The sequence below is a fragment of the Halomonas sp. AOP43-D1-4 genome (assembly GCF_052446175.1).
In the GTDB taxonomy this organism is placed as follows: Bacteria; Pseudomonadota; Gammaproteobacteria; order Pseudomonadales; family Halomonadaceae; genus Vreelandella; species Vreelandella citrativorans.
In genome coordinates this window covers 1-18,332 of record NZ_JBQSVY010000001.1, presented here as the reverse complement: position 1 = coordinate 18,332, position 18,332 = coordinate 1, and the positions used below count along the sequence as shown (strand labels likewise).

At 53.9% G+C, this 18,332-nt stretch carries 15 protein-coding genes; 7 read left to right on the top strand and 8 right to left on the bottom strand.

Translation table 11 applies throughout. The features are described 5' to 3' along the window. Window positions 1–32 precede the first annotated feature (32 nt). From ACT3RQ_RS00075 to ACT3RQ_RS00050, 6 genes are all read right to left on the bottom strand, one after another. Window positions 33–956: a hydroxymethylglutaryl-CoA lyase gene (locus ACT3RQ_RS00075; RefSeq protein ID WP_172116425.1), complete on the bottom strand. Its 924-nt coding sequence runs from the start codon at window positions 954–956 to the stop codon at window positions 33–35. Window positions 957–967: 11 nt separating this feature from the next. After that, window positions 968–3,043: an acetyl/propionyl/methylcrotonyl-CoA carboxylase subunit alpha gene (locus ACT3RQ_RS00070; RefSeq protein WP_444638918.1), complete on the bottom strand. Its 2,076-nt coding sequence runs from the start codon at window positions 3,041–3,043 to the stop codon at window positions 968–970. Beyond that, on the bottom strand, window positions 3,040–3,864 hold the full coding sequence (locus tag ACT3RQ_RS00065) for an enoyl-CoA hydratase/isomerase family protein (RefSeq protein WP_172116427.1): 825 nt from the start codon (window positions 3,862–3,864) through the stop codon (window positions 3,040–3,042). Before ACT3RQ_RS00065 ends, ACT3RQ_RS00070 begins: the two co-directional genes overlap by 4 nt. Window positions 3,865–3,874: 10 nt before the next feature. Beyond that, window positions 3,875–5,482 (bottom strand): carboxyl transferase domain-containing protein, encoded by a 1,608-nt coding sequence (locus tag ACT3RQ_RS00060; RefSeq protein WP_172116428.1) that lies wholly within the window; start codon window positions 5,480–5,482, stop codon window positions 3,875–3,877. A gap of 9 nt (window positions 5,483–5,491) precedes the next feature. Beyond that, the gene (locus ACT3RQ_RS00055) at window positions 5,492–6,661 is read right to left on the bottom strand and encodes an isovaleryl-CoA dehydrogenase (protein ID WP_172116429.1); all 1,170 of its coding nucleotides are present in this window, start codon (window positions 6,659–6,661) and stop codon (window positions 5,492–5,494) included. A gap of 134 nt (window positions 6,662–6,795) precedes the next feature. Further along, window positions 6,796–7,227, bottom strand: coding sequence for a MerR family transcriptional regulator (locus ACT3RQ_RS00050; RefSeq protein WP_087108627.1), 432 nt, complete (start codon window positions 7,225–7,227; stop codon window positions 6,796–6,798). A gap of 257 nt (window positions 7,228–7,484) precedes the next feature. Between ACT3RQ_RS00050 and ACT3RQ_RS00045 the strand changes: the two genes are divergently transcribed. From ACT3RQ_RS00045 to ACT3RQ_RS00030, 4 genes are all read left to right on the top strand, one after another. Then, on the top strand, window positions 7,485–8,639 hold the full coding sequence (locus tag ACT3RQ_RS00045; RefSeq protein ID WP_444679734.1) for an acyl-CoA dehydrogenase family protein: 1,155 nt from the start codon (window positions 7,485–7,487) through the stop codon (window positions 8,637–8,639). A gap of 58 nt (window positions 8,640–8,697) precedes the next feature. After that, window positions 8,698–9,813 carry an enoyl-CoA hydratase/isomerase family protein gene (locus ACT3RQ_RS00040; RefSeq protein WP_444679733.1) on the top strand — a complete coding sequence of 372 codons (1,116 nt, stop codon included), beginning with the start codon at window positions 8,698–8,700 and terminating at the stop codon, window positions 9,811–9,813. Between the two features lie 126 nt (window positions 9,814–9,939). Continuing rightward, entirely contained in the window at window positions 9,940–10,845 is a 906-nt protein-coding gene (gene mmsB / locus ACT3RQ_RS00035) for a 3-hydroxyisobutyrate dehydrogenase (protein ID WP_444679732.1), read from the top strand. Between the two features lie 136 nt (window positions 10,846–10,981). Then, a complete protein-coding gene (locus tag ACT3RQ_RS00030; protein ID WP_444679731.1) occupies window positions 10,982–11,608 on the top strand; it encodes a glutathione S-transferase family protein in 627 nt (208 codons plus the stop codon). Between the two features lie 184 nt (window positions 11,609–11,792). Here the strand turns inward: ACT3RQ_RS00030 and ACT3RQ_RS00025 are convergent, their stop codons facing one another. Then, window positions 11,793–12,713: a ketopantoate reductase family protein gene (locus ACT3RQ_RS00025; protein ID WP_444679866.1), complete on the bottom strand. Its 921-nt coding sequence runs from the start codon at window positions 12,711–12,713 to the stop codon at window positions 11,793–11,795. A 594-nt stretch (window positions 12,714–13,307) separates the two neighbouring features. Here ACT3RQ_RS00025 and ACT3RQ_RS00020 point away from each other — a divergent pair. The 3 genes from ACT3RQ_RS00020 to ACT3RQ_RS00010 are packed head-to-tail and all read left to right on the top strand — an operon-like array spanning window position 13,308 to window position 17,494. Further along, entirely contained in the window at window positions 13,308–14,540 is a 1,233-nt protein-coding gene (locus ACT3RQ_RS00020) for an ABC-three component system protein (protein WP_444679730.1), read from the top strand. Beyond that, window positions 14,521–15,186, top strand: coding sequence for an ABC-three component system middle component 1 (locus tag ACT3RQ_RS00015; protein WP_444679729.1), 666 nt, complete (start codon window positions 14,521–14,523; stop codon window positions 15,184–15,186). The genes ACT3RQ_RS00020 and ACT3RQ_RS00015 overlap by 20 nt, the downstream gene beginning before the upstream one ends. Continuing rightward, a complete protein-coding gene (locus ACT3RQ_RS00010) occupies window positions 15,161–17,494 on the top strand; it encodes an AAA family ATPase (RefSeq protein WP_444679728.1) in 2,334 nt (777 codons plus the stop codon). The genes ACT3RQ_RS00015 and ACT3RQ_RS00010 overlap by 26 nt, the downstream gene beginning before the upstream one ends. A gap of 115 nt (window positions 17,495–17,609) precedes the next feature. Here the strand turns inward: ACT3RQ_RS00010 and ACT3RQ_RS00005 are convergent. Further along, window positions 17,610–18,332 (bottom strand): ArsB/NhaD family transporter (locus ACT3RQ_RS00005; RefSeq protein WP_444679727.1); only part of this gene is annotated, 723 nt, incomplete at its 5' end.

Here is an 18,332-nt window from a genome sequence, read left to right as displayed (position 1 = left end):
TTGTCTGATCGAACAGGCCGCGTTGATTGGCGTTAGGTTGAGTGTCCGCCTCTGGCCAGGGCAACGTTTGAGGTCGGCTTGCGGCCCAGGGCCTGGGTAATCCAGTTGCCGGTATCCAGCACGGCTTGCAAATCAATCCCCGTTTCAATACCTAAACCTTCCAGCAGGTAGAGCACGTCTTCAGTGGCGACGTTGCCGGAGGCACCTTTGGCATAAGGGCACCCGCCCAAACCGCCGGTCGCGGCATCAATCACGCTAATGCCTTCTTCCATGACCGCGTAAAGGTTGGCTATAGCCATACCGTAGGTATCGTGAAAATGCGCTGCCAGCCGATCAATCGGCACCTGCACGGATACGGCTTCAATCATTCGTTTGGCCGCCAGCGGCGTACCCACCCCGATGGTGTCGCCGAGGGAAATTTCATAGCAGCCCATGTCATAAAGGGCCTTGGCTACCTGAGCGACTTTCTCAGCAGGAATATCGCCTTCATAAGGGCAGCCCAGCACACAGGACACGTAGCCACGCACGCGCACATTGGCTTCCTGGGCACGCTTGAGCACAGGCTCGAATCGCTCAAGGGATTCAGCAATCGAGCAGTTGATGTTCTTCTGCGAAAACGCCTCCGAAGCCGCGCCAAATACCGCGACTTCATCGGCGCCTGCAGCCAGCGCATTTTCAAGCCCCTTGAGATTAGGGGTAAGGGCCGAGTACACCACGCCGGGAGTGCGGGTAATGCCGTGCATGACCTCGGCCGCATCGCCCATTTGCGGCACCCATTTGGGCGATACAAAGCTTGCCGCTTCAATATGGCGGATACCGGCATTGGCAAGCCGATGAATCAGCTCGATTTTAGTTGCGGTAGGCACCATGGCCCCCGGCTCGTTTTGCAGACCGTCTCTGGGGGCCATTTCGAACAGGCGTACGCGCTGGGGTAGGCTGGATGGGCGCAGTGCCATGGTAAAGCTCCTTATTCGCCAAGGGCGAAGTCGAGTAATACATCGCCCTGGCTAACGGTATCGCCTGCCTGAAAGCGGAAACCTTCCACGCGGCCGTTAGTCGGCGCGGTTATGGTGTGTTCCATCTTCATGGCTTCCATGACCATCAAGGGAATGCCTTTTTCAACGCTCGTACCGGCTTCAACCAATAGCGCTACCACCGTGCCATGCATGGGGGCGGTAAAGCTCGCCTGCACTTCATGCTGGCCGTGATCAATCGCATCGATGCGCTGCCAGTAAAGGCGGGTCTCGCCCTGCGGGTCGACCATGATTAACACATTGCCATCGCGCTGGGCCTGCAGGCGGCGGCGGTGTCCGTTAAGAGTAATCGCCACGGCATTGCCGGTAAGCGGTTGAAGGCTGGCGCTAAAGGTTTGCCCATTAATGGTTAGGTGCCACTCTGAGTCGCCCGGGTGTCGCTTGCCTTCTACTACCACCAGAGGGCTTGCGTCCTCCGATGCCTGAGAATGCTTGGGATCATGCAAGGCAATACGCACCGTGCGCGGCGCGTTAAGCCGAAACCCATCGTGGCGATCCCAGGGCGAGTTGCTTTCGCACTCCTGGGCCAGCTGATGTAACGCCAGTAACGCGGCGCTGGCATACTCTTCAGACTGATAGTGGTGCGCGGCAAACAGGGTGGCCTCGTGGCGCTCGATAAACCGCGTATCCAGCTCTACGTTCTTAAACGCGGGGTGAGTCGCCAGGCGCTGCAAAAAAGCCCGGTTGGTGACCACGCCCTGTATGTCGAGGGCCGCTAGCGCACGGTTAAGCGTAGCCAGGGCGGCATCCCGGTCACTGCCATGCACAATCAGCTTGGCAAGCATGGGGTCGTAGTGCATGGAAACCGTATCACCGCTTTCCACACCGCTATCCAGACGCACCTGCTCGGCTTTCAGGTCGGTACCCGCTAAATCGAGCGCAAAGCGAGTAAGCGTGCCCGTGGCGGGTAAAAAGTCCTGATCAGGGTCTTCGGCATAAAGCCGTGCTTCAAAGCTATGCCCGGTGATCGTTAAATCTTCCTGTGTGTTAGGCAGCGATTCACCCATTGCCACCCGCAGCTGCCACTCGACCAGATCCTGGCCGGTGATCATTTCGGTCACCGGGTGCTCGACCTGCAGGCGGGTGTTCATCTCCATAAAGTAGAACGCCTCGCCTTGGCCTGGCGAAGCATCCAATAGAAACTCAACCGTGCCCGCGCCCACGTAGCCAATTTCCTGAGCGGCACGTACGGCTGCATTACCCATCGCCGCACGTAGTTCCGGCGTCATGCCCGGGGCGGGGGCTTCTTCGAGGACTTTTTGGTGGCGGCGCTGAACACTGCAGTCGCGCTCGAACAGGTACACGCCGTGGCCTTGGTGATCACAAAACACCTGTACTTCCACGTGACGTGGCTGGACCAGGTATTTTTCAATCAGCATACGATCATCGCCGAAGGCGGCTTTAGACTCGCGGCGACAGCCTTCCAACGCCGCCTGAAAGGCCTCGCTATTTTCGACCACGCGCATGCCTTTGCCGCCACCACCGGCGCTGGCTTTGAGCATGACTGGGTAACCGATGTTATCGGCCTCGGCCCGGAGCAGGTCATCATCCTGGTTATCGCCGTGGTAGCCTGGCACCAGCGGCACATCGGCATTAGCCATGCGCGCTTTGGCGGCCGATTTATCCCCCATGGCAGCAATGGCTGACGCGGGCGGTCCGATAAAGGTAATGCCCGCTTCTTCGAGCGCTTTTACAAACGCACCGTTTTCCGAAAGAAAGCCGTAGCCAGGGTGGATGGCGCCACTTCCGGTGCTCTTGGCGGCGTCAATCACCGCCTCGATATTCAAATAGCTTTCCCGCGCAGCGGCGGGGCCAATACGAATGGCTTCATCGGCTTCGCGCACGTGGCGGGCGTTGGCGTCGGCATCGGAATACACGGCAACGGTTTTAAGCCCCATACGGCGTGCGGTGCGCATTACCCGACAGGCAATTTCACCGCGGTTGGCGATCAGCAGCGTGTCAAAATGCGTGGTACGCAGGTTAGATTCAGACGACGTTAGATGGCTCATGAGCGGCGCTCCTTGGCATTGCCGGATAGAGGCGTTTCAGCCCAGGCGGGGCGACGCTTTTCAAAAAATCCAGCCAGACCTTCCTGGCCTTCCTCACTAACCCGCAGTTTGGCGATTACCTGGCAGGTTTGTTCGCGCGTGGCGTCAGAATCAGGCGACTGGCTGACCGTTTGGAGCAGCGCTTTGGTAGCCTGCTGTGCCTGCGGTGAACCAGCGAGCAACGTTTCCAGCATGGCATCTACCGCGCTATCCAGTGCGCTGTGTTCAACGACCTGATGGGCCAGGCCCAGGCTGAGCGCCGTAGACGCATCGATGACTTCAGCGCTCAACGCGTAGCGGCGCATCTGGCGCGCGCCGAGTGCACGCTGCACATAGGGGCTGATGACTGCAGGCGAGAGGCCAATTTTGACTTCTGAAAGGCAGAACCGGGCTTTATCGGAAGCAATAACGATATCGCAGCAGGCGGCCAAACCTACGGCGCCGCCAAAGGCTGCACCTTGAACCCGGCACAGCGTGGGGCAGGGCAGCGTATCCAGGCTGTGCATTAGGGCGGCGAGTTTGCGCGAATCGGCCAGATTGTCGTCAACGTCGTAGTCGACCATGCGCTTCATCCAGTTCAAATCCGCGCCCGCTGAGAAGCTGTTGCCTTCAGAGCCCAGCACCACCACGCGTACCTCACCGCTTTTAATCAGCGGCTGAAGCTTGTCGAGGTGTGCGTTCAGCTCGGCAATTAGCTGGTCATCAAAGGCGTTGTGAACGTCCGGGCGATTAAGGGTTAAGCGGGCAACACCTGCATCTATGGTTAACGTTGAATTCGTCATGATAGGCCCCTTACATCCGGAACACGCCGAAGCGTGTCTCTTCAATCTCAGCATTCATGGCCGCGGCCAGCGCTAAACCCAGCACATCACGGGTTTGTAGCGGGTCGATCACGCCGTCATCCCAGAGCCGGGCACTGGCGTAGTAAGGGTGGCCCTGGTGCTCATACTGTTCGCGGGTTGGCTGCTTGAACGCCTCTTCGGCCTCTTTAGTCCATTCGCTGCCTTCGCGCTCATACTGCTCGCGCTTAACCTGGGCCAGTACGCCGGCGGCCTGCTCGCCACCCATCACGGAAATACGCGCGTTGGGCCACATGAATAGCAGGTTAGGGTCATAAGCGCGGCCGCACATACCGTAGTTGCCCGCCCCGAAGCTTCCGCCAATCAGCACGGTGAACTTGGGCACCTTGGCACACGCCACGGCGGTGACCAGCTTGGCGCCATGCTTGGCGATGCCTTCGTGCTCGTACCTGGAGCCCACCATAAAGCCGGTGATGTTCTGCAGGAAAACCAACGGAATCTTGCGCTGGGCGCACAGCTCAATAAAGTGGGCGCCTTTGACGGCGCTCTCTGAAAACAGCACGCCGTTATTGGCCACAATACCTACTGGGTGGCCATGGATATGCGCAAATCCGGTGACTAAGGTGTCGCCGTAGTAGCGTTTGAATTCATCAAAATCAGAGCCGTCGACGATGCGCCCGATAACTTCGCGAACATCAAAGGGCTTTTTAAGGTCGGTGCCCACAATGCCGTAAAGCTCCAACGGGTCGAGCTTGGGCGGCTCGGGCGCCTGCATGGCAAGCTTGCCGCGCTTTTGCCAGTTCAGGCGCGAGACACAGGCGCGGGCAAGCTGCAGGGCATGCATATCGTTTTCGGCATAATGGTCGGCCACGCCGCTGACTTTGGCATGCACATCAGCGCCGCCCAACGCCTCGGCACTGATGCTTTCACCGGTGGCCGCTTTGACCAGCGGCGGGCCACCCAGAAAGATAGTGCCTTGCTCTTTAACGATGATCGATTCATCGGCCATGGCGGGCACATACGCGCCGCCTGCCGTACAAGAGCCCATCACCACGGCAATTTGCGGAATGCCTTCGGCCGACAGGGTGGCCTGGTTATAGAAAATGCGCCCGAAGTGGTCGCGGTCAGGGAAGACTTCATCCTGACGGGGTAGAAAGGCACCGCCGGAGTCGACCAGATAAAGGCACGGCAGGCGATGCTTGCGGGCGATTTCCTGGGCGCGAATATGTTTTTTGACCGTCAGCGGAAAGTAGGTGCCGCCTTTCACAGTGGCATCGTTGGCCACAATGACGCATTCAACGCCCGAAACGCGCCCAATGCCGGTTACCACACCGGCGGCCGGTACGTCGCTTTCATAGACCTTGTGGGCGGCAAGCGCTGAAAATTCTAAAAAGGGTGAGCCTTCGTCAATCAGGTGATCGATGCGGTCACGCACAAACAGCTTGCCACGGCGCTCATGACGCTCACGAGATTTGGTGCCGCCGCCCTGGGCAACGGCGGCGGTGAGTTCATGTAGCTGGGTAACCACGCCACGCATCGACTGCTCATTGGTCTGGAAGAGCTCGCTACGCGGATTAATCTGAGTGCTGAGAATGCTCATGGCGCGCCTCTACTGGCTTTCGGTGAAGAGTTCGCGGCCAATCAACATCCGCCGAATTTCACTGGTGCCCGCGCCGATTTCATACAGCTTCGCATCGCGCAGCAGGCGCCCGGTGGGGTATTCGTTGATATAACCGTTACCGCCCAACAACTGAATGGAATCGAGCGCTACCTGGGTGGCTTTCTCGGCACAGTAGAGAATGACGCCAGCGGCATCCTTGCGCGAGGTCTGGTCGCGATCACACGCGGCCGCGACGGCATACAGGTAGGCGCGGCAGGCGTTCAGCGTGGTGTACATATCCGCGACTTTGCCCTGCACCAGCTGGAACTCGCCAATCGACTGATTAAACTGTTTGCGCTCATGGATATACGGCATTACGACATCCATAGCGGCCTGCATAATGCCGACCGGCCCGGCAGCCAGCACGGTGCGTTCGTAGTCCAGCCCGCTCATCAATACGCGCACACCTTTGCCTTCTTCGCCCAGCACGTTTTCAGCGGGGACCTCGCAATCCTGAAACACCAGCTCGCAGGTGTTGGAGCCGCGCATGCCCAGCTTGTCGAGCTTCTGCGCCGTGGAAAACCCCGGCATGCCTTTTTCGATCAAGAAAGTGGTAATACCTTTGGAGCCAGCATCTGGATCCGTCTTGGCGTAGACCACCAGCACATCGGCATCGGGGCCGTTGGTGATCCACATTTTGTTGCCGTTTAAAATGTAGTTATCGCCGACTTTTTTAGCCCGCAGCTGCATGGAGACTACATCGGAGCCAGCGCCGGGTTCGGACATGGCTAGCGCGCCGACGTGCTCGCCACTGATCAGTTTGGGCAGATACTTGGCCTTCTGTTCGGCGGAGGCGTTGCGCTTGATCTGGTTCACACACAAGTTGGAGTGCGCGCCGTAAGACAGCGCGACAGAGGCGCTCGCCCGGGAGATTTCTTCCATGGCGATACAGTGGGCAAGGTAGCCCATACCGCTGCCGCCATCCTCTTCAGACACGGTGATGCCTAAAAGACCCATGTCGCCAAACTTCTTCCATAAGTCGTTGGGGAATTCATTATTACGGTCGATTTCCGCGGCACGCGGGGCAATTTCGTTGGCGGCGAAGGCATTGACCTGCTCGCGCAGCATGTTCATTTCGTCATCCAAACCGAAATTCAGTTCTGAGTAGAGAGAATGCATGGTCAATCACCTTTTTATTAGAAATTGTTTATTAGAAATCGTTTATCGAAAATAATTGTTGGGTAGGGAATGAGGCGCCGCTAGCGTTTGTACAATGAGTCAGGCTGGTACGACGGGGCAGAGTTTATGAAACGTCAGGAGGAGGGCGAGGGCGCTCCGGTGTGTTTTTCGTCAAACTCCTCTTTGTCGTGAAGCTCATCTAGCGCCTGGCGACAGCGAATCTCGGCGTTCTCAAGCTCCAGCTGCATCATGGCGATATCTTTCATTTGTTGCTCAAGGGCGGCCCGGCGTTCGCTGATTTTGTTCAGCATCAGTAAAAGCTGCTTCTCACTCCCCACGCGGGTTTCATCCCACAGCTCAAACAGCTCACGAATCTCTGCCAGTGAAAGCCCTAATCGTTTACCCCGTAAGGTCAATTTAAGCCGAACGCGGTCCTGGCTGCTGTAAATGCGCGTTTGGCCTCGCCGTGCTGGGTAAAGCAGCTCCTGGTCTTCATAAAAGCGAATGCTGCGCGTGGTGATATCAAACTCGTTGGCAAGGTCGCTGATCGAGTAGGTTTTGCTCATCGTCGTTCTCTTTTTTAAAAGATTTGCTTTTCTAAAGGTTTGCTTTTACGAAGCGCTTACCCTGAGGCTAAAACAAGTTTACGTTAACGTAAAGGTGCTGTTTGTGACGGTTAACGCTGGCAGAGCAGTTGCACAGCGATAATTTAGGCGATAGGTTGACGTATACGTTAACCTATCAATTTGATCAGCCGATGCTGGCGCCATTGAGTAATGCGTGGCGGCGAAGGGTGGCAAAGGCTTTTCAGCGGAGCACCGCCATGGATTTTGAGCTGAGTGAAGATCAAACCGCCTTTGCCGAGTTGGCGCGGGCATTTTCTCAAAAAGAGCTTGAGCCACATGCGGCCCAGTGGGATGCAGAGGCCTTCTTCCCGGTCGATGTTATCCGCAAAGCGGGCGAGCTGGGGTTTTGCTCGCTTTACGCGCCGGAAAGCATCGGAGGGCTTGGTCTCTCACGGTTGGATGCCAGCATTATCTTCGAGCAGCTTTCAATGGGCTGCACCTCTACCACGGCGTATCTCACCATCCATAACATGGTGACCTGGATGCTCGCGGACTTCGGCCAGCCAGTGGCCGTTAAGCAGTGGGGCGCAAAGCTTGCGACTGGCGAGCTTCTGGGTTCGTACTGTTTAACAGAACCCAATGCGGGCTCCGACGCGGCCTCGCTTAAAACCACGGCCAAGCGAGAGGGCGATGCGTATGTGCTCAACGGCAGCAAAATATTTATTTCCGGCGCGGGCAGCACTGATTTTCTGGTGGTGATGGCGCGTACCGGTAGCGAAGGTGCAGGCGGGGTTTCCGCATTTGCCGTGGATGCCAAGGCCGAAGGCATCAGTTATGGGCGCAAGGAAGACAAGATGGGCTGGAACAGCCAGCCCACCCGAATGATTACCTTTGAAGACGTACGCGTGCCCGCGAATCATCTGCTGGGTAACGAAGGCGACGGCTTTAAAATCGCCATGAAAGGGCTGGATGGCGGGCGAATCAATATCGCCACCTGTTCTATTGGCACCGCCCAGCAGGCGCTCAATAAAGCGCGTGATTACCTGCTGGAACGCCAGCAGTTCGGCAAGCGGTTAGCGGATTTTCAAGCGCTACAGTTTCGCCTGGCGGATATGGTCACCGAGCTGGTCGCCGCCCGCCAACTGGTGAGAATGGCCGCGACCAAGCTGGATGCCGGTCATGCCGACGCTACCACCTACTGCGCCATGGCCAAGCGCTTTGCCACCGATGTAGGTTTTAAAGTGTGCGATGAGGCGCTACAGCTTTATGGCGGCAATGGCTACATTAAGGAGTACCCCATGGAACGCTATGTGCGCGATACCCGCGTACACCGCATTCTGGAAGGCACCAATGAAATCATGCGCCTGATTATTTCGCGCCGGGTACTCGCCGAAGGTGCCGCTGAGCTGTAAAAACAGGGCTGCCGACATGATCGCGGTCGCCATTCGAGCCGATACGTAAGGATGCTGAATGAGTAGCGTACTGTTTACCGAACACGCCACCCAGGACGGCCACACGGTGGTTGAAATCAAGCTTAACGCCGAGCGTTCGCTCAACGCGTTAACGCTGGACATGATCGACGCCATTCTGCCGCAGCTGGGTGCCTGGGAGGCGGACGAGCGGGTTGTTGCCATACTGCTGGATAGCGCTGGTGAAAAAGCCTTTTGCGCCGGCGGTGATGTGGTCACGCTGTATAAAGCGATTAATGGGGAAGCTGACCCAAGCTTTCCCGAGCGCTTTTTTGAAAGAGAGTACCGCCTGGATTATCGGCTACACACTTACCGCAAACCGATTATTTGCTGGGGCAGCGGCATTGTAATGGGCGGCGGTATGGGCCTGCTCAGCGCCAGTAGCCATCGTGTGGTGACTGAAACCTCCCGGCTGGCCATGCCGGAAGTGACGATTGGCCTTTATCCGGATGTAGGTGCCAGCTGGTTTTTAAACCGCCTGCCGAACGGCATGGGGCGTTTTCTGGCCATGACCGGCGCGCAGATCAATGCATCAGATGCCCTTTACCTGGGCCTTGCCGACCGTGGCATTGCCAGCCATCGCCGGGACGAATTGCTTCAGCAACTGACCAGTGCCACTTGGGGAAGCGGTGAGAAGACCGATGCCCACGGCGTGGTCAATCAAGCGCTGCGCGAGCTTGAAAAAGCCTCGAAAGCAGAGTTTGCCGCGCTGGAAACACCCATACGTCACTTCGCGCCATTAATTCGCGAGCTGATGGACCACGATACCGTCGAGCAAAGGGTGGCCGCCGTACTGGCTGTAGAAAGTGAGGATAAATGGTTCAGCAAAGCGCAAAAGACGCTGGCGCATGGTAGTCCGGTCTCCATTCGGCTTATCCATGAGCAGCTAACGCGTGCCAAGCACATGTCGCTTGCTGAGGTGTTCCAGGCAGAGCTGGCGCTTTCTGTGCAGTGCTGTCGTCACCGGGAGTTTCCAGAAGGCGTACGCGCATTACTGGTGGATAAAGATGGATTGCCAGGCTGGACGTATTCAACGGTAGGGGAAGTGGAAGAGCACTTCATGGATGCGCTGTTAGCATCGCCGTGGCCCGATAGCCCGCTTGCGGACCTGAAGTAAATAAGCCGTACCGCCGGGGTGCTAAAATGGTCACTGCCAACATTTCATGACCAACGGTTATTACCAGCAGCTCGTTACTCGCCGTTTGTTATTAGCTGTTTGTTATTAACAATAAGGACAATCGTTATGGCTACTGTGGCATTTATTGGTTTAGGCAATATGGGCGGCCCGATGGCGGCTAACCTGGCGAAAGAGGGTCATACCGTGCGTGCGTATGACCTTTCTGAACAAGCGCTTGAAGCCGCTAAAGATCACGGCTGTGAAGTGGCAGGCTCGGCGCGTGAAGCCGCCGCCGAGGCTGACTTTGTTATCTCCATGTTGCCTGCAGGCAAGCACGTGAAGGCGCTTTACGTTGATGGCGATGAGGCGTTGTTCGAGGTGATCAAACCAGGCGCTTTGGTGATTGATTGCTCCACCATTGATGCCGACACGGCGCGCAGCGTCGCGGCCATTGGCGAACAGCGCGGGATCGACTTTGTCGATGCTCCGGTATCGGGTGGGGTTAGCGGTGCGCTGGCGGGCACGCTGACGTTTATTGTCGGCGGGTCAAAGGCCCAGTTTGAAAAAGTGACGCCTGTGCTAGGCGTAATGGGCAGAAACATTTTCCACGCGGGCGACCATGGGGCAGGGCAAGTGGCCAAGGCGTGTAACAACATGCTGCTTTCGGTGTTGATGGCGGGTACCTGCGAAGCGATCAACATGGGCGTCAAAAATGGCCTCGACCCTGCGGTGCTTTCTGACATTATGCGAAAAAGCTCCGGCGGCAACTGGGTGCTCAATGTTTACAATCCCTACCCAGGCGTTATGGAGAGTGTGCCCGCTGCCAACGCGTATCAGGGCGGGTTCCTGGTGGACCTGATGATGAAAGACCTGGGCCTTGCCATGGATATCAGCCAGCAAAGTGCCTCACCCGTGCCGATGGGTTCCGCCGCCCGCACGCTGTTTACTCAGCACAAGGCAAACGGCAACGGCCAGCTCGACTTCTCAAGCCTGATGCAGCTCTATCAGGAAAGGGTGAAGGGTGAAGGGTGATAGGCGAGGGGTAAGGCGTTGTAGCGCGCGGTACGCGTCTTGTGAGGAACGAGCAAATGCGGCCCCACACCCAAACCACCTTTATCTCATGGCGTGATCAGGTACACTCTTAAAAAACCAATCAATAAGGAACATTATGATTACGCTCTGGGGCCGCGATAACTCCACCAACGTTAAAAAAGTACGCTGGGTGCTTAACGAGCTGGAAGTACCGTTTGAACAAATTCAGGCGGGTCTCCAATACGGGGTCAACAACACACCCGAATACCAGGCCATGAATCCTAATGGGTTGGTGCCGTTACTCAAGGACGACGCCACCGACAGCCTGTTGTGGGAATCCAACACCATCATCCGCTACCTGGCCGCGCAGTATGGCCAAGGAAACTTGTGGATTGAGGAGCCTGCCCAGCGCGCCCAGGCAGAAAAATGGATGGACTGGGCCAACAGCACGCTTTCCCCTGCGCACCGAGTAATTTTAATGGGCTATGTGAGAACGCCCGAAGCGCAGCGCGATAACGCCGCCATTGAAGCAGGCATGCAGGCTTGCGAAAAACTGTTTGAACTGCTGGATAACGCACTCGCCAACCAGGCATGGTTCTCAGGCGAAGCGTTTGGCCTGGGCGACATTGCCGTGGCGCCCTTCGTTTATAACCTATGGAACATCGGCCTCACCTGGCAACCGCGCCACCACCTGGAACGCTGGTATCAGCAGCTAACCGAGCGCCCCGTGTTCCGCGACGTTGTGATGATCCCGGTTACCTAAACCGCCTCATACGAATAGCCGCGTCCCTCGCGGGTGCGCTAACGCTTACACCGCGCTACAAAATCTGAAATATTTGAAATTTCAAACGTGTAGCGCGCGGTAACAAGTAGCGAGCGCAGCGAGAAACGCGGCACCCGCAGCCCGGCGCGAAAGGGCGGCGCAGCCGCCCCAAGCCCGAGCAAGCCTAAAACCCCGCCTCCAACACCGCCAGCTCACCATCCAGCCCGAGCAACACTTCACAACCCACTCCACGCCGCTCACCACTCTCAATCAACGGCCCCAAAATAGCACCACGCTCGGTAAGCCGCTTACCCTCAACATCCTGCAACATCGACGCCTTATTATTCGCCGTCTTCTCAATAACGTCCCAAACCAACGCTAGCCAAGCATCCAAGCCGCTGCCCCCGTTGGGCGCTTGAATGCCCTCGGCCCGCATAATCGCCGCTACTTCCTCAACAACCGCCTCAACACGGCCTGCGTAAGCAGCGCCACACAACTCGCCATTACGAATCCCATTTAACGCCACCAACGGATTAATCGCTGCATTCACCGCCAGCTTTTGCCATAGGCGGCTATGGATATCATCCACTGCCGTAGCCGCAAGCCCCGCTCGGCTAAGCTGATGCGCTAACCGCTGTGCCAACGCACCATGGCGATTCGTCAGATCCCCCACAAACGTATGCCCGCGCCCCGCATGAAACACGCCATCATCACCGGTTAGATAAGCACCTTCCGTCGTGGTCGCACACAACACTGGCTCCGGCCAGCGTTCAGTCAGCCTCGGCTGAGCCAAGAAACCGTTTTGCCACAGCACCAGTGGGGTAGTTGCGGGAATAACGCCCGCCACGCTTTCCAACGCCGCTTCAGCAGCCATTGCCTTGGTGGTGATATGTACAAAAGCAGGAGGCGCTGGCGTATTGGCTATTAGTTGCGAGGTGGTTATCACGTTTAAGTGCTGGCTACGCGCCTCGCCTTCGGGTGTGGTTATTGTTTGCAGCGTAGGCAGTGTGCGGCGGCCGACTAAGGTGATGTCAGCAAGAGGAGAAAGCGAATGGGCTAACAGGCGACCGATGGCGCCTGGGCCTAGTATCCAGTGTGAGGTCATCAAGTGCGTACTCAGGGCGGTGTTGCTGCTCAGCTTACCCTTTTTGTTACAAGGAAATGAAGGCGCGTAAGAGCAATGGTATGTAAGGCTAATTTCTAGTGACGTGAGGGCGTGCAATCTGCTAGCGTTAGGGCTAAGTGGATTTGGCCTTTGTAGCGTATTTCCGTGGGTTAATTGTGGCTTTTTGATGCTGCAGTGAATAGCGGCTGACTGCCTTCAACCCAAAGCGGCCATGTAGTTATTGGAATGCCTATCAGTAACAGTTTAAAATAACGGTGCGATAAATTGAGATGGATAACTGCGCAAGTGTTTTGAGTAAGGTGTTCTAGTCTAATGGATCCGGACACCTCAATAGATGACTGATATTGTCGCTAATTAAATAAAGTGTCCGGATCCATTAGACCAGAACAGTATTAGCTAGTCATGTTGCAGCTAATGCTGCGCGTTTAGGATGACAGCACATAAGGAGTCGGCATGCAGAAGCAATTCACCTACGCAAAATTTTGGCGCTGTGCACTCTAGATCAACACTGTTAGCTACAACAGCACGTAGAGGGGGGCAGGTAGCAGCTCGATATCGGCGAAAGGAGTTCATGTGAGTCAAGATGATGATGAGAAATATCCAGCCAGCGCCATATCCTCGTGGAGCGGCTTCGTTTATCAAGGAAAAGTTGCGCTATATCACTCACTTAAACTTATTTACGATGGCGACTTGGACTTCGAGCTTCAACTAGACAGTAGCGACGACTTCGCTATTTATAAAGATGGAAAGCTACATACCGCCCATCAAGTTAAAGCGAAGATTAGCAAATATCGTAGTGGCTACACCCCGGCGCTGGAGCAGGCTACTTTAATCAAATACGACAAAATCAAAGGGACGACCCGGTACTTTCATGTATCCGTCCAGCTAAGCAATACCGATGATCACAAAGGCGCTAGCGGAGAAACAGTGAAATTCTACCGCTACGGAGAAAACTATCATTGCGGGCTGGGTGAAATTGAAGGGCTGACCAAAGAGCTTATAAAAAAAATATGTGAGAAACAGTCCATTACTTTCAGTGATAACCTTATAAATTTTAACTATTGCTTACTGTCAGAAAAAATAAGCACCAAGGCAATACATAACCATAAGTTAAATCAAGTTGATGGGCTCTCAGAAAATAAAGCCGCATACGAGGGGCGTATCAAGGCCAGAAGTATTTTAGATGACCTTCTGAACGAAAACCCTTATCAGAATAGGGACTATTATACAGTTGAATTAAAAGCTAGGCTCCAAGCCCATCTAGAAGAAAGACTGGATCAGGCGCTACCAACAATGAGTGACGTCACTTATGAGAGAGCCAAGCGTCTGTGTGAGCACATTCGCGAAACGCATATCAACGAATTAACAACCCTATGCCAGATGATGAAGCCATCCGAGCGGTTTCAAGTCGTTCAGACGAACGACATCAGGCGATACACCAAGCTCATACAGGCTATTTCGGTGGAACCCATATTCAACCATCTTCCGCATTATCTCGACAGCGAAAATCGGTTCTACGTGCCTACAGCGCTTGACGTAGATGAAAGCAAAGAGTGTGAGTCTGACATGAACCATGAAATGAAAAACAACGATGATCTGCTGAGACTACTTTTTGAGTACAACCATCTAATTGCCAGCAAAGCGGAAGCCTCATTCACCTTTAATACAAAATTCACAAACTCGGATGACTTCGAAGACAAGCAGGCCACTGAAAAGCTGGAAAGCAACATCACCAAGTCACTATGCATTAGCGTGATAACACAAGATGACGCGGAGGGGCGACTGAATGATAAAGCAACTCATTGATGAAGCACTTGTTGCCCATGACTTTGTGAGTAAACGCGAACTGGACACTACAAGCTTTTATATTCGCGAGTCTGGATCTGCCATCAGGTTCGCAGTGGTACATAATCTTGACGACTTCCCTGACCCAGCAGAGCTGAATAATAGGATCAATCACCTTGCTCCTGAGGAATTTCTCAGAAACCCAAGCTTTAAGAAAAACTGCGATTTAATTTGTATTCATCGCCTTGATATTCTGGCTGAGTTCAAGGATCACGAAGAAGAAATCTTCGCAATCGAAGAAGATCCGCACTTTTATAAAAAATATATCCTCTATTACAGTGCTGCGGAAGAAAGCGCGCTCACAAATTTCACCTACGACAAACTGGTATCTGTGATTGCTGACAAAAAGGAATTTCTTAACTACAAAGAAAATCCTCTTGCCGCCACACAATATAGCTTCGCAGCAAAGACCTTTATCAAGCTTCCTTTCTTGGAGTTACCTAGCCATCAAGGAAGCCTTGTGTCCTTGAGGTTACAGGCAGCAGAGGCCGTTGCAGAAGTCGGCCTGAACGATACGTATTCGACTATCAAGAAAGTTACAGACAAAAACGCCGACGACATTATAAAGGAAATGGTTAGCAATGAACTGGCAAATATCCAAGATTGAAATTTCTAGCTTCAAAGCATTCAAGCATATCTACTTAGATCTTGGTGAGTCGTCCTTGCTAACTCTTGATGGCCCTAACGGTTATGGTAAAACAAGCATCTTCGACGCAATCGAACTACTGCTCACTGGTCAGATTAGTCGAATACAAAACCTATTCAATACATTATTAAATGGCAAGAAGAAAAACTACGCGGACAATCTATTCTGGAACAATCGCTCCGGCGATAACGACTTCTGTATTAAAATTGAATTTATTAATGATGATCGAAAACTTGTTTTGGCCAGACATTGTCCATCCGCGATATTCAAAAAACCAGCAAATAATCGTGCGGACAAGTACGAAAACTTTAAGCTTTACGAGCTACCAGAGTTCGAGTCGTCTGACTTCACGAAGATAAATCAGCGCGACAACAACTTCCTTGATGGAGTTTTCGGAAAAAATTTCAGGGAGAACTTTTCCTTCCTTAACTATCTGGAGCAAGGGCAAAACAGGCTTTTACACACACGAGTAGATGAACGTAAGGATAAACTAGGGAATCTCTTCAATATTAGCGATATCGAAGCTGAGATCGAAAGCTGTAACACCATATACAATAAACTTACAAGGTACATCAACAATCCTGAGCGCAAGGCAAAAGCTTTATCACTTAAAGAAGAGATAGCCACCCTAAGAGATACATTGCAGGCAGAGGCTGGGATCGTTGAGTACAAAAAGCTCTCGACGACTGATATCCAACCTGGATGGGACAGAGAACTCTTGTTCTCAACGTATTCAGCGGAAGACCATGCTACCTATCAGGAATCAGTTCGCAAGATTATTGCCCTTCTGCCACTCAAAGCCACGATAAAAACCAGGGTTCACAACGAGACAATCGAAGCCAATATTGCTCGTAACGAGGAGTCTCTTAGAAGTTTGGCTCGGTTCGGTAAAGACCTTGGCAAGCTTGATGGGCTTGAAGCAATCAAGAAGAGGGTTGGTGAATTAGAGCGTTCAGCCGCTATCATCAAGCGCGGTGCCTCGATAATCAAGGTCGAAGAAGCCCAATCACTACCAAACTGGGCAGATGGGCGTCTTGAGTGGTTTGAGTCAAAAATTGAATCTCGAAACAGCCTACGAGAAAAAAACAGCGCAAGCGCGAACGTCGCAGCCGAATTGGAACGCCTAAAAAGGCAGCTACTTGAGGAGCATAAGAAGTCTTATCCTGACGATCAGTTTTGCCCTCTCTGTGGCGCTGGTTGGGAAGATCACAAATCAATGGTGGATGCCATTGAAGCAAGAACCAAGCAGATCTCTAATTCGCTATCCCAAGACGGCAAGGATTTAGTTAACCTTATCGCTGCTATGGACGCAGAGCTGAAGCTCATCGACATCCATATACAAGACAGTCTGGGCTTTCTCAAACCTACATTTGAACCAAATCTTCATTCGGCACTTGCCAAAATTAAGCTTCGGCTCCCGGCTATAACCCAGCTACAGGAGAAGCTGCAAAGCGAAAGCATTCAATTTACTGACTCATTCACGGAAATTGATGACGTAGTAGATGGGCGACTTGAAACGCTCAAGAAGATTCTAAGAAATAAAAAACAGGCTGAATCTGATGCTTTAGCGCTGCCAGAGGACTGGCGAGAAACAACAAACAACACCTTCAAAGACCTACAGGACTTCTACATAATCACTGCTGAAGACTTGAGGGATAAAGAGCAGTACATATCGATTAAAGCTACCCAGGCTCAAAATGCCCGGCTCCAAACCTGTATTTCCGAACTTAAACTTATCGAAAAAGAAATCCTGGCAGTCCATAAAGCACAAGGTAAGATCAAAAAACTCCGCGATACACTGAAGGAGACAGAGCAGAGTTATACCGACCAGACGATTTCGGCTATTGAGCTCATATTCCATATCTACAGTGGCCGACTGATCCAAAACTACCAGCGCGGCCTGGGCCTGTTTATCGAGAGCCGCGAAGGTACGCAGTTGAGGTTTCTTACTGCTGAGAAGTCTGAGCACGATGCAGTCATGTCCATGAGTTCTGGTCAGGTGTCCGCACTTAGCCTTGCCTTCTTCCTCTCACTCAACAAGGTCTATGCTAAGGTGCCTCTCATTTTGATTGATGACCCGTCGCAATCACTGGACGAAATCAACGTTGCTTCCTTGACCGACCTACTTCGTTGCGAACTCAAGCATTGCCAGTTGGTTATCTCCTCCCACGAGGATGATATATCTGCCTATATGCGCTACCGGTTCAACAGAGCAGGTTTGAAAACAAGTTCACTCAACATGCAGCTCTTGGCTAAAGAAGCTTCGTAAAAGTCGGTGAGTTCGGTCGCTATATCAGCACTGCCTAAAAGTCCGCTTCTGCCCGATACCAGAAGCTAGCCAGAAACCCTGCCTAGCTTCCATCCAGCCTAAACCCCTATTCAGCTCACCCCGCAGACAACACCGGCAACCAAAGCGCCAAGGCAACCAGCGTCGCCAGCAGCACCGGTGGCGTTATCAGCAACCCAATTTTCATATACTGGCCCCAGCCAATTTTGTATCCCTTGCCCGCTAGTACGTGTAGCCAGAGCAGGGTGGCGAGGCTGCCAATGGGGGGGAACTTGGGTCCCAGGTCATTACCAATCACGTTGGCGTAGACCATCAATTCCTGAGTGACGGCAGGCACGTTCGCTTGATCAATCGCCATCGCGCCATAGTTCGTCAGCCCTGCATTACCCAGCCCGTAGACGACGAGATACATGCCGATTGAGAACAGCACTATCTGCCAAGGGGCGCCGCGCAACGCATCCGATACGGAGACGATGGCACCGTGGCCTGCTTGCCACCAGCGTCCGGCAATTGCCATTAACAGCACGGCGGCTGTTCCCGTTACAAACGCGATGGGAATGCCCAGCGGGGCGGTCACGAAGTAGGCGACAAGCAGCGTTGCCAGCAACGGAAACGCTGCTCGAAATATCAGCGGGTTCTTTATGGCTGAGCGCGGTGGGTCGAGGTTTTCGACAGCGTAGTGTTTAGGAATGCGGCGGCCCATGCCTACCCTAATACAAGCGTGAACCTGGTATCGTTGGGTCTGAGTCAGCTGTCGGTATCCCATGCTCTGCTTCACTTTGATCGGTACAGCAGGGAGGGTGCCGGCGCTGGCCCTATC

Bases quoted from the DNA above. Each gene is read 5' to 3' on its own strand.
- ACT3RQ_RS00075 (WP_172116425.1), bottom strand. From the start codon at position 956: ATGGCACTGCGCCCATCCAGCCTACCCCAGCGCGTACGCCTGTTCGAA.
- ACT3RQ_RS00070 (WP_444638918.1), bottom strand. From the start codon at position 3,043: ATGAGCCATCTAACGTCGTCTGAATCTAACCTGCGTACCACGCATTTT.
- ACT3RQ_RS00065 (WP_172116427.1), bottom strand. From the start codon at position 3,864: ATGACGAATTCAACGTTAACCATAGATGCAGGTGTTGCCCGCTTAACC.
- ACT3RQ_RS00060 (WP_172116428.1), bottom strand. From the start codon at position 5,482: ATGAGCATTCTCAGCACTCAGATTAATCCGCGTAGCGAGCTCTTCCAG.
- ACT3RQ_RS00055 (WP_172116429.1), bottom strand. From the start codon at position 6,661: ATGCATTCTCTCTACTCAGAACTGAATTTCGGTTTGGATGACGAAATG.
- ACT3RQ_RS00050 (WP_087108627.1), bottom strand. From the start codon at position 7,227: ATGAGCAAAACCTACTCGATCAGCGACCTTGCCAACGAGTTTGATATC.
- ACT3RQ_RS00045 (WP_444679734.1), top strand. From the start codon at position 7,485: ATGGATTTTGAGCTGAGTGAAGATCAAACCGCCTTTGCCGAGTTGGCG.
- ACT3RQ_RS00040 (WP_444679733.1), top strand. From the start codon at position 8,698: ATGAGTAGCGTACTGTTTACCGAACACGCCACCCAGGACGGCCACACG.
- mmsB (WP_444679732.1), top strand. From the start codon at position 9,940: ATGGCTACTGTGGCATTTATTGGTTTAGGCAATATGGGCGGCCCGATG.
- ACT3RQ_RS00030 (WP_444679731.1), top strand. From the start codon at position 10,982: ATGATTACGCTCTGGGGCCGCGATAACTCCACCAACGTTAAAAAAGTA.
- ACT3RQ_RS00025 (WP_444679866.1), bottom strand. From the start codon at position 12,713: ATGACCTCACACTGGATACTAGGCCCAGGCGCCATCGGTCGCCTGTTA.
- ACT3RQ_RS00015 (WP_444679729.1), top strand. From the start codon at position 14,521: ATGATAAAGCAACTCATTGATGAAGCACTTGTTGCCCATGACTTTGTG.
- ACT3RQ_RS00010 (WP_444679728.1), top strand. From the start codon at position 15,161: ATGAACTGGCAAATATCCAAGATTGAAATTTCTAGCTTCAAAGCATTC.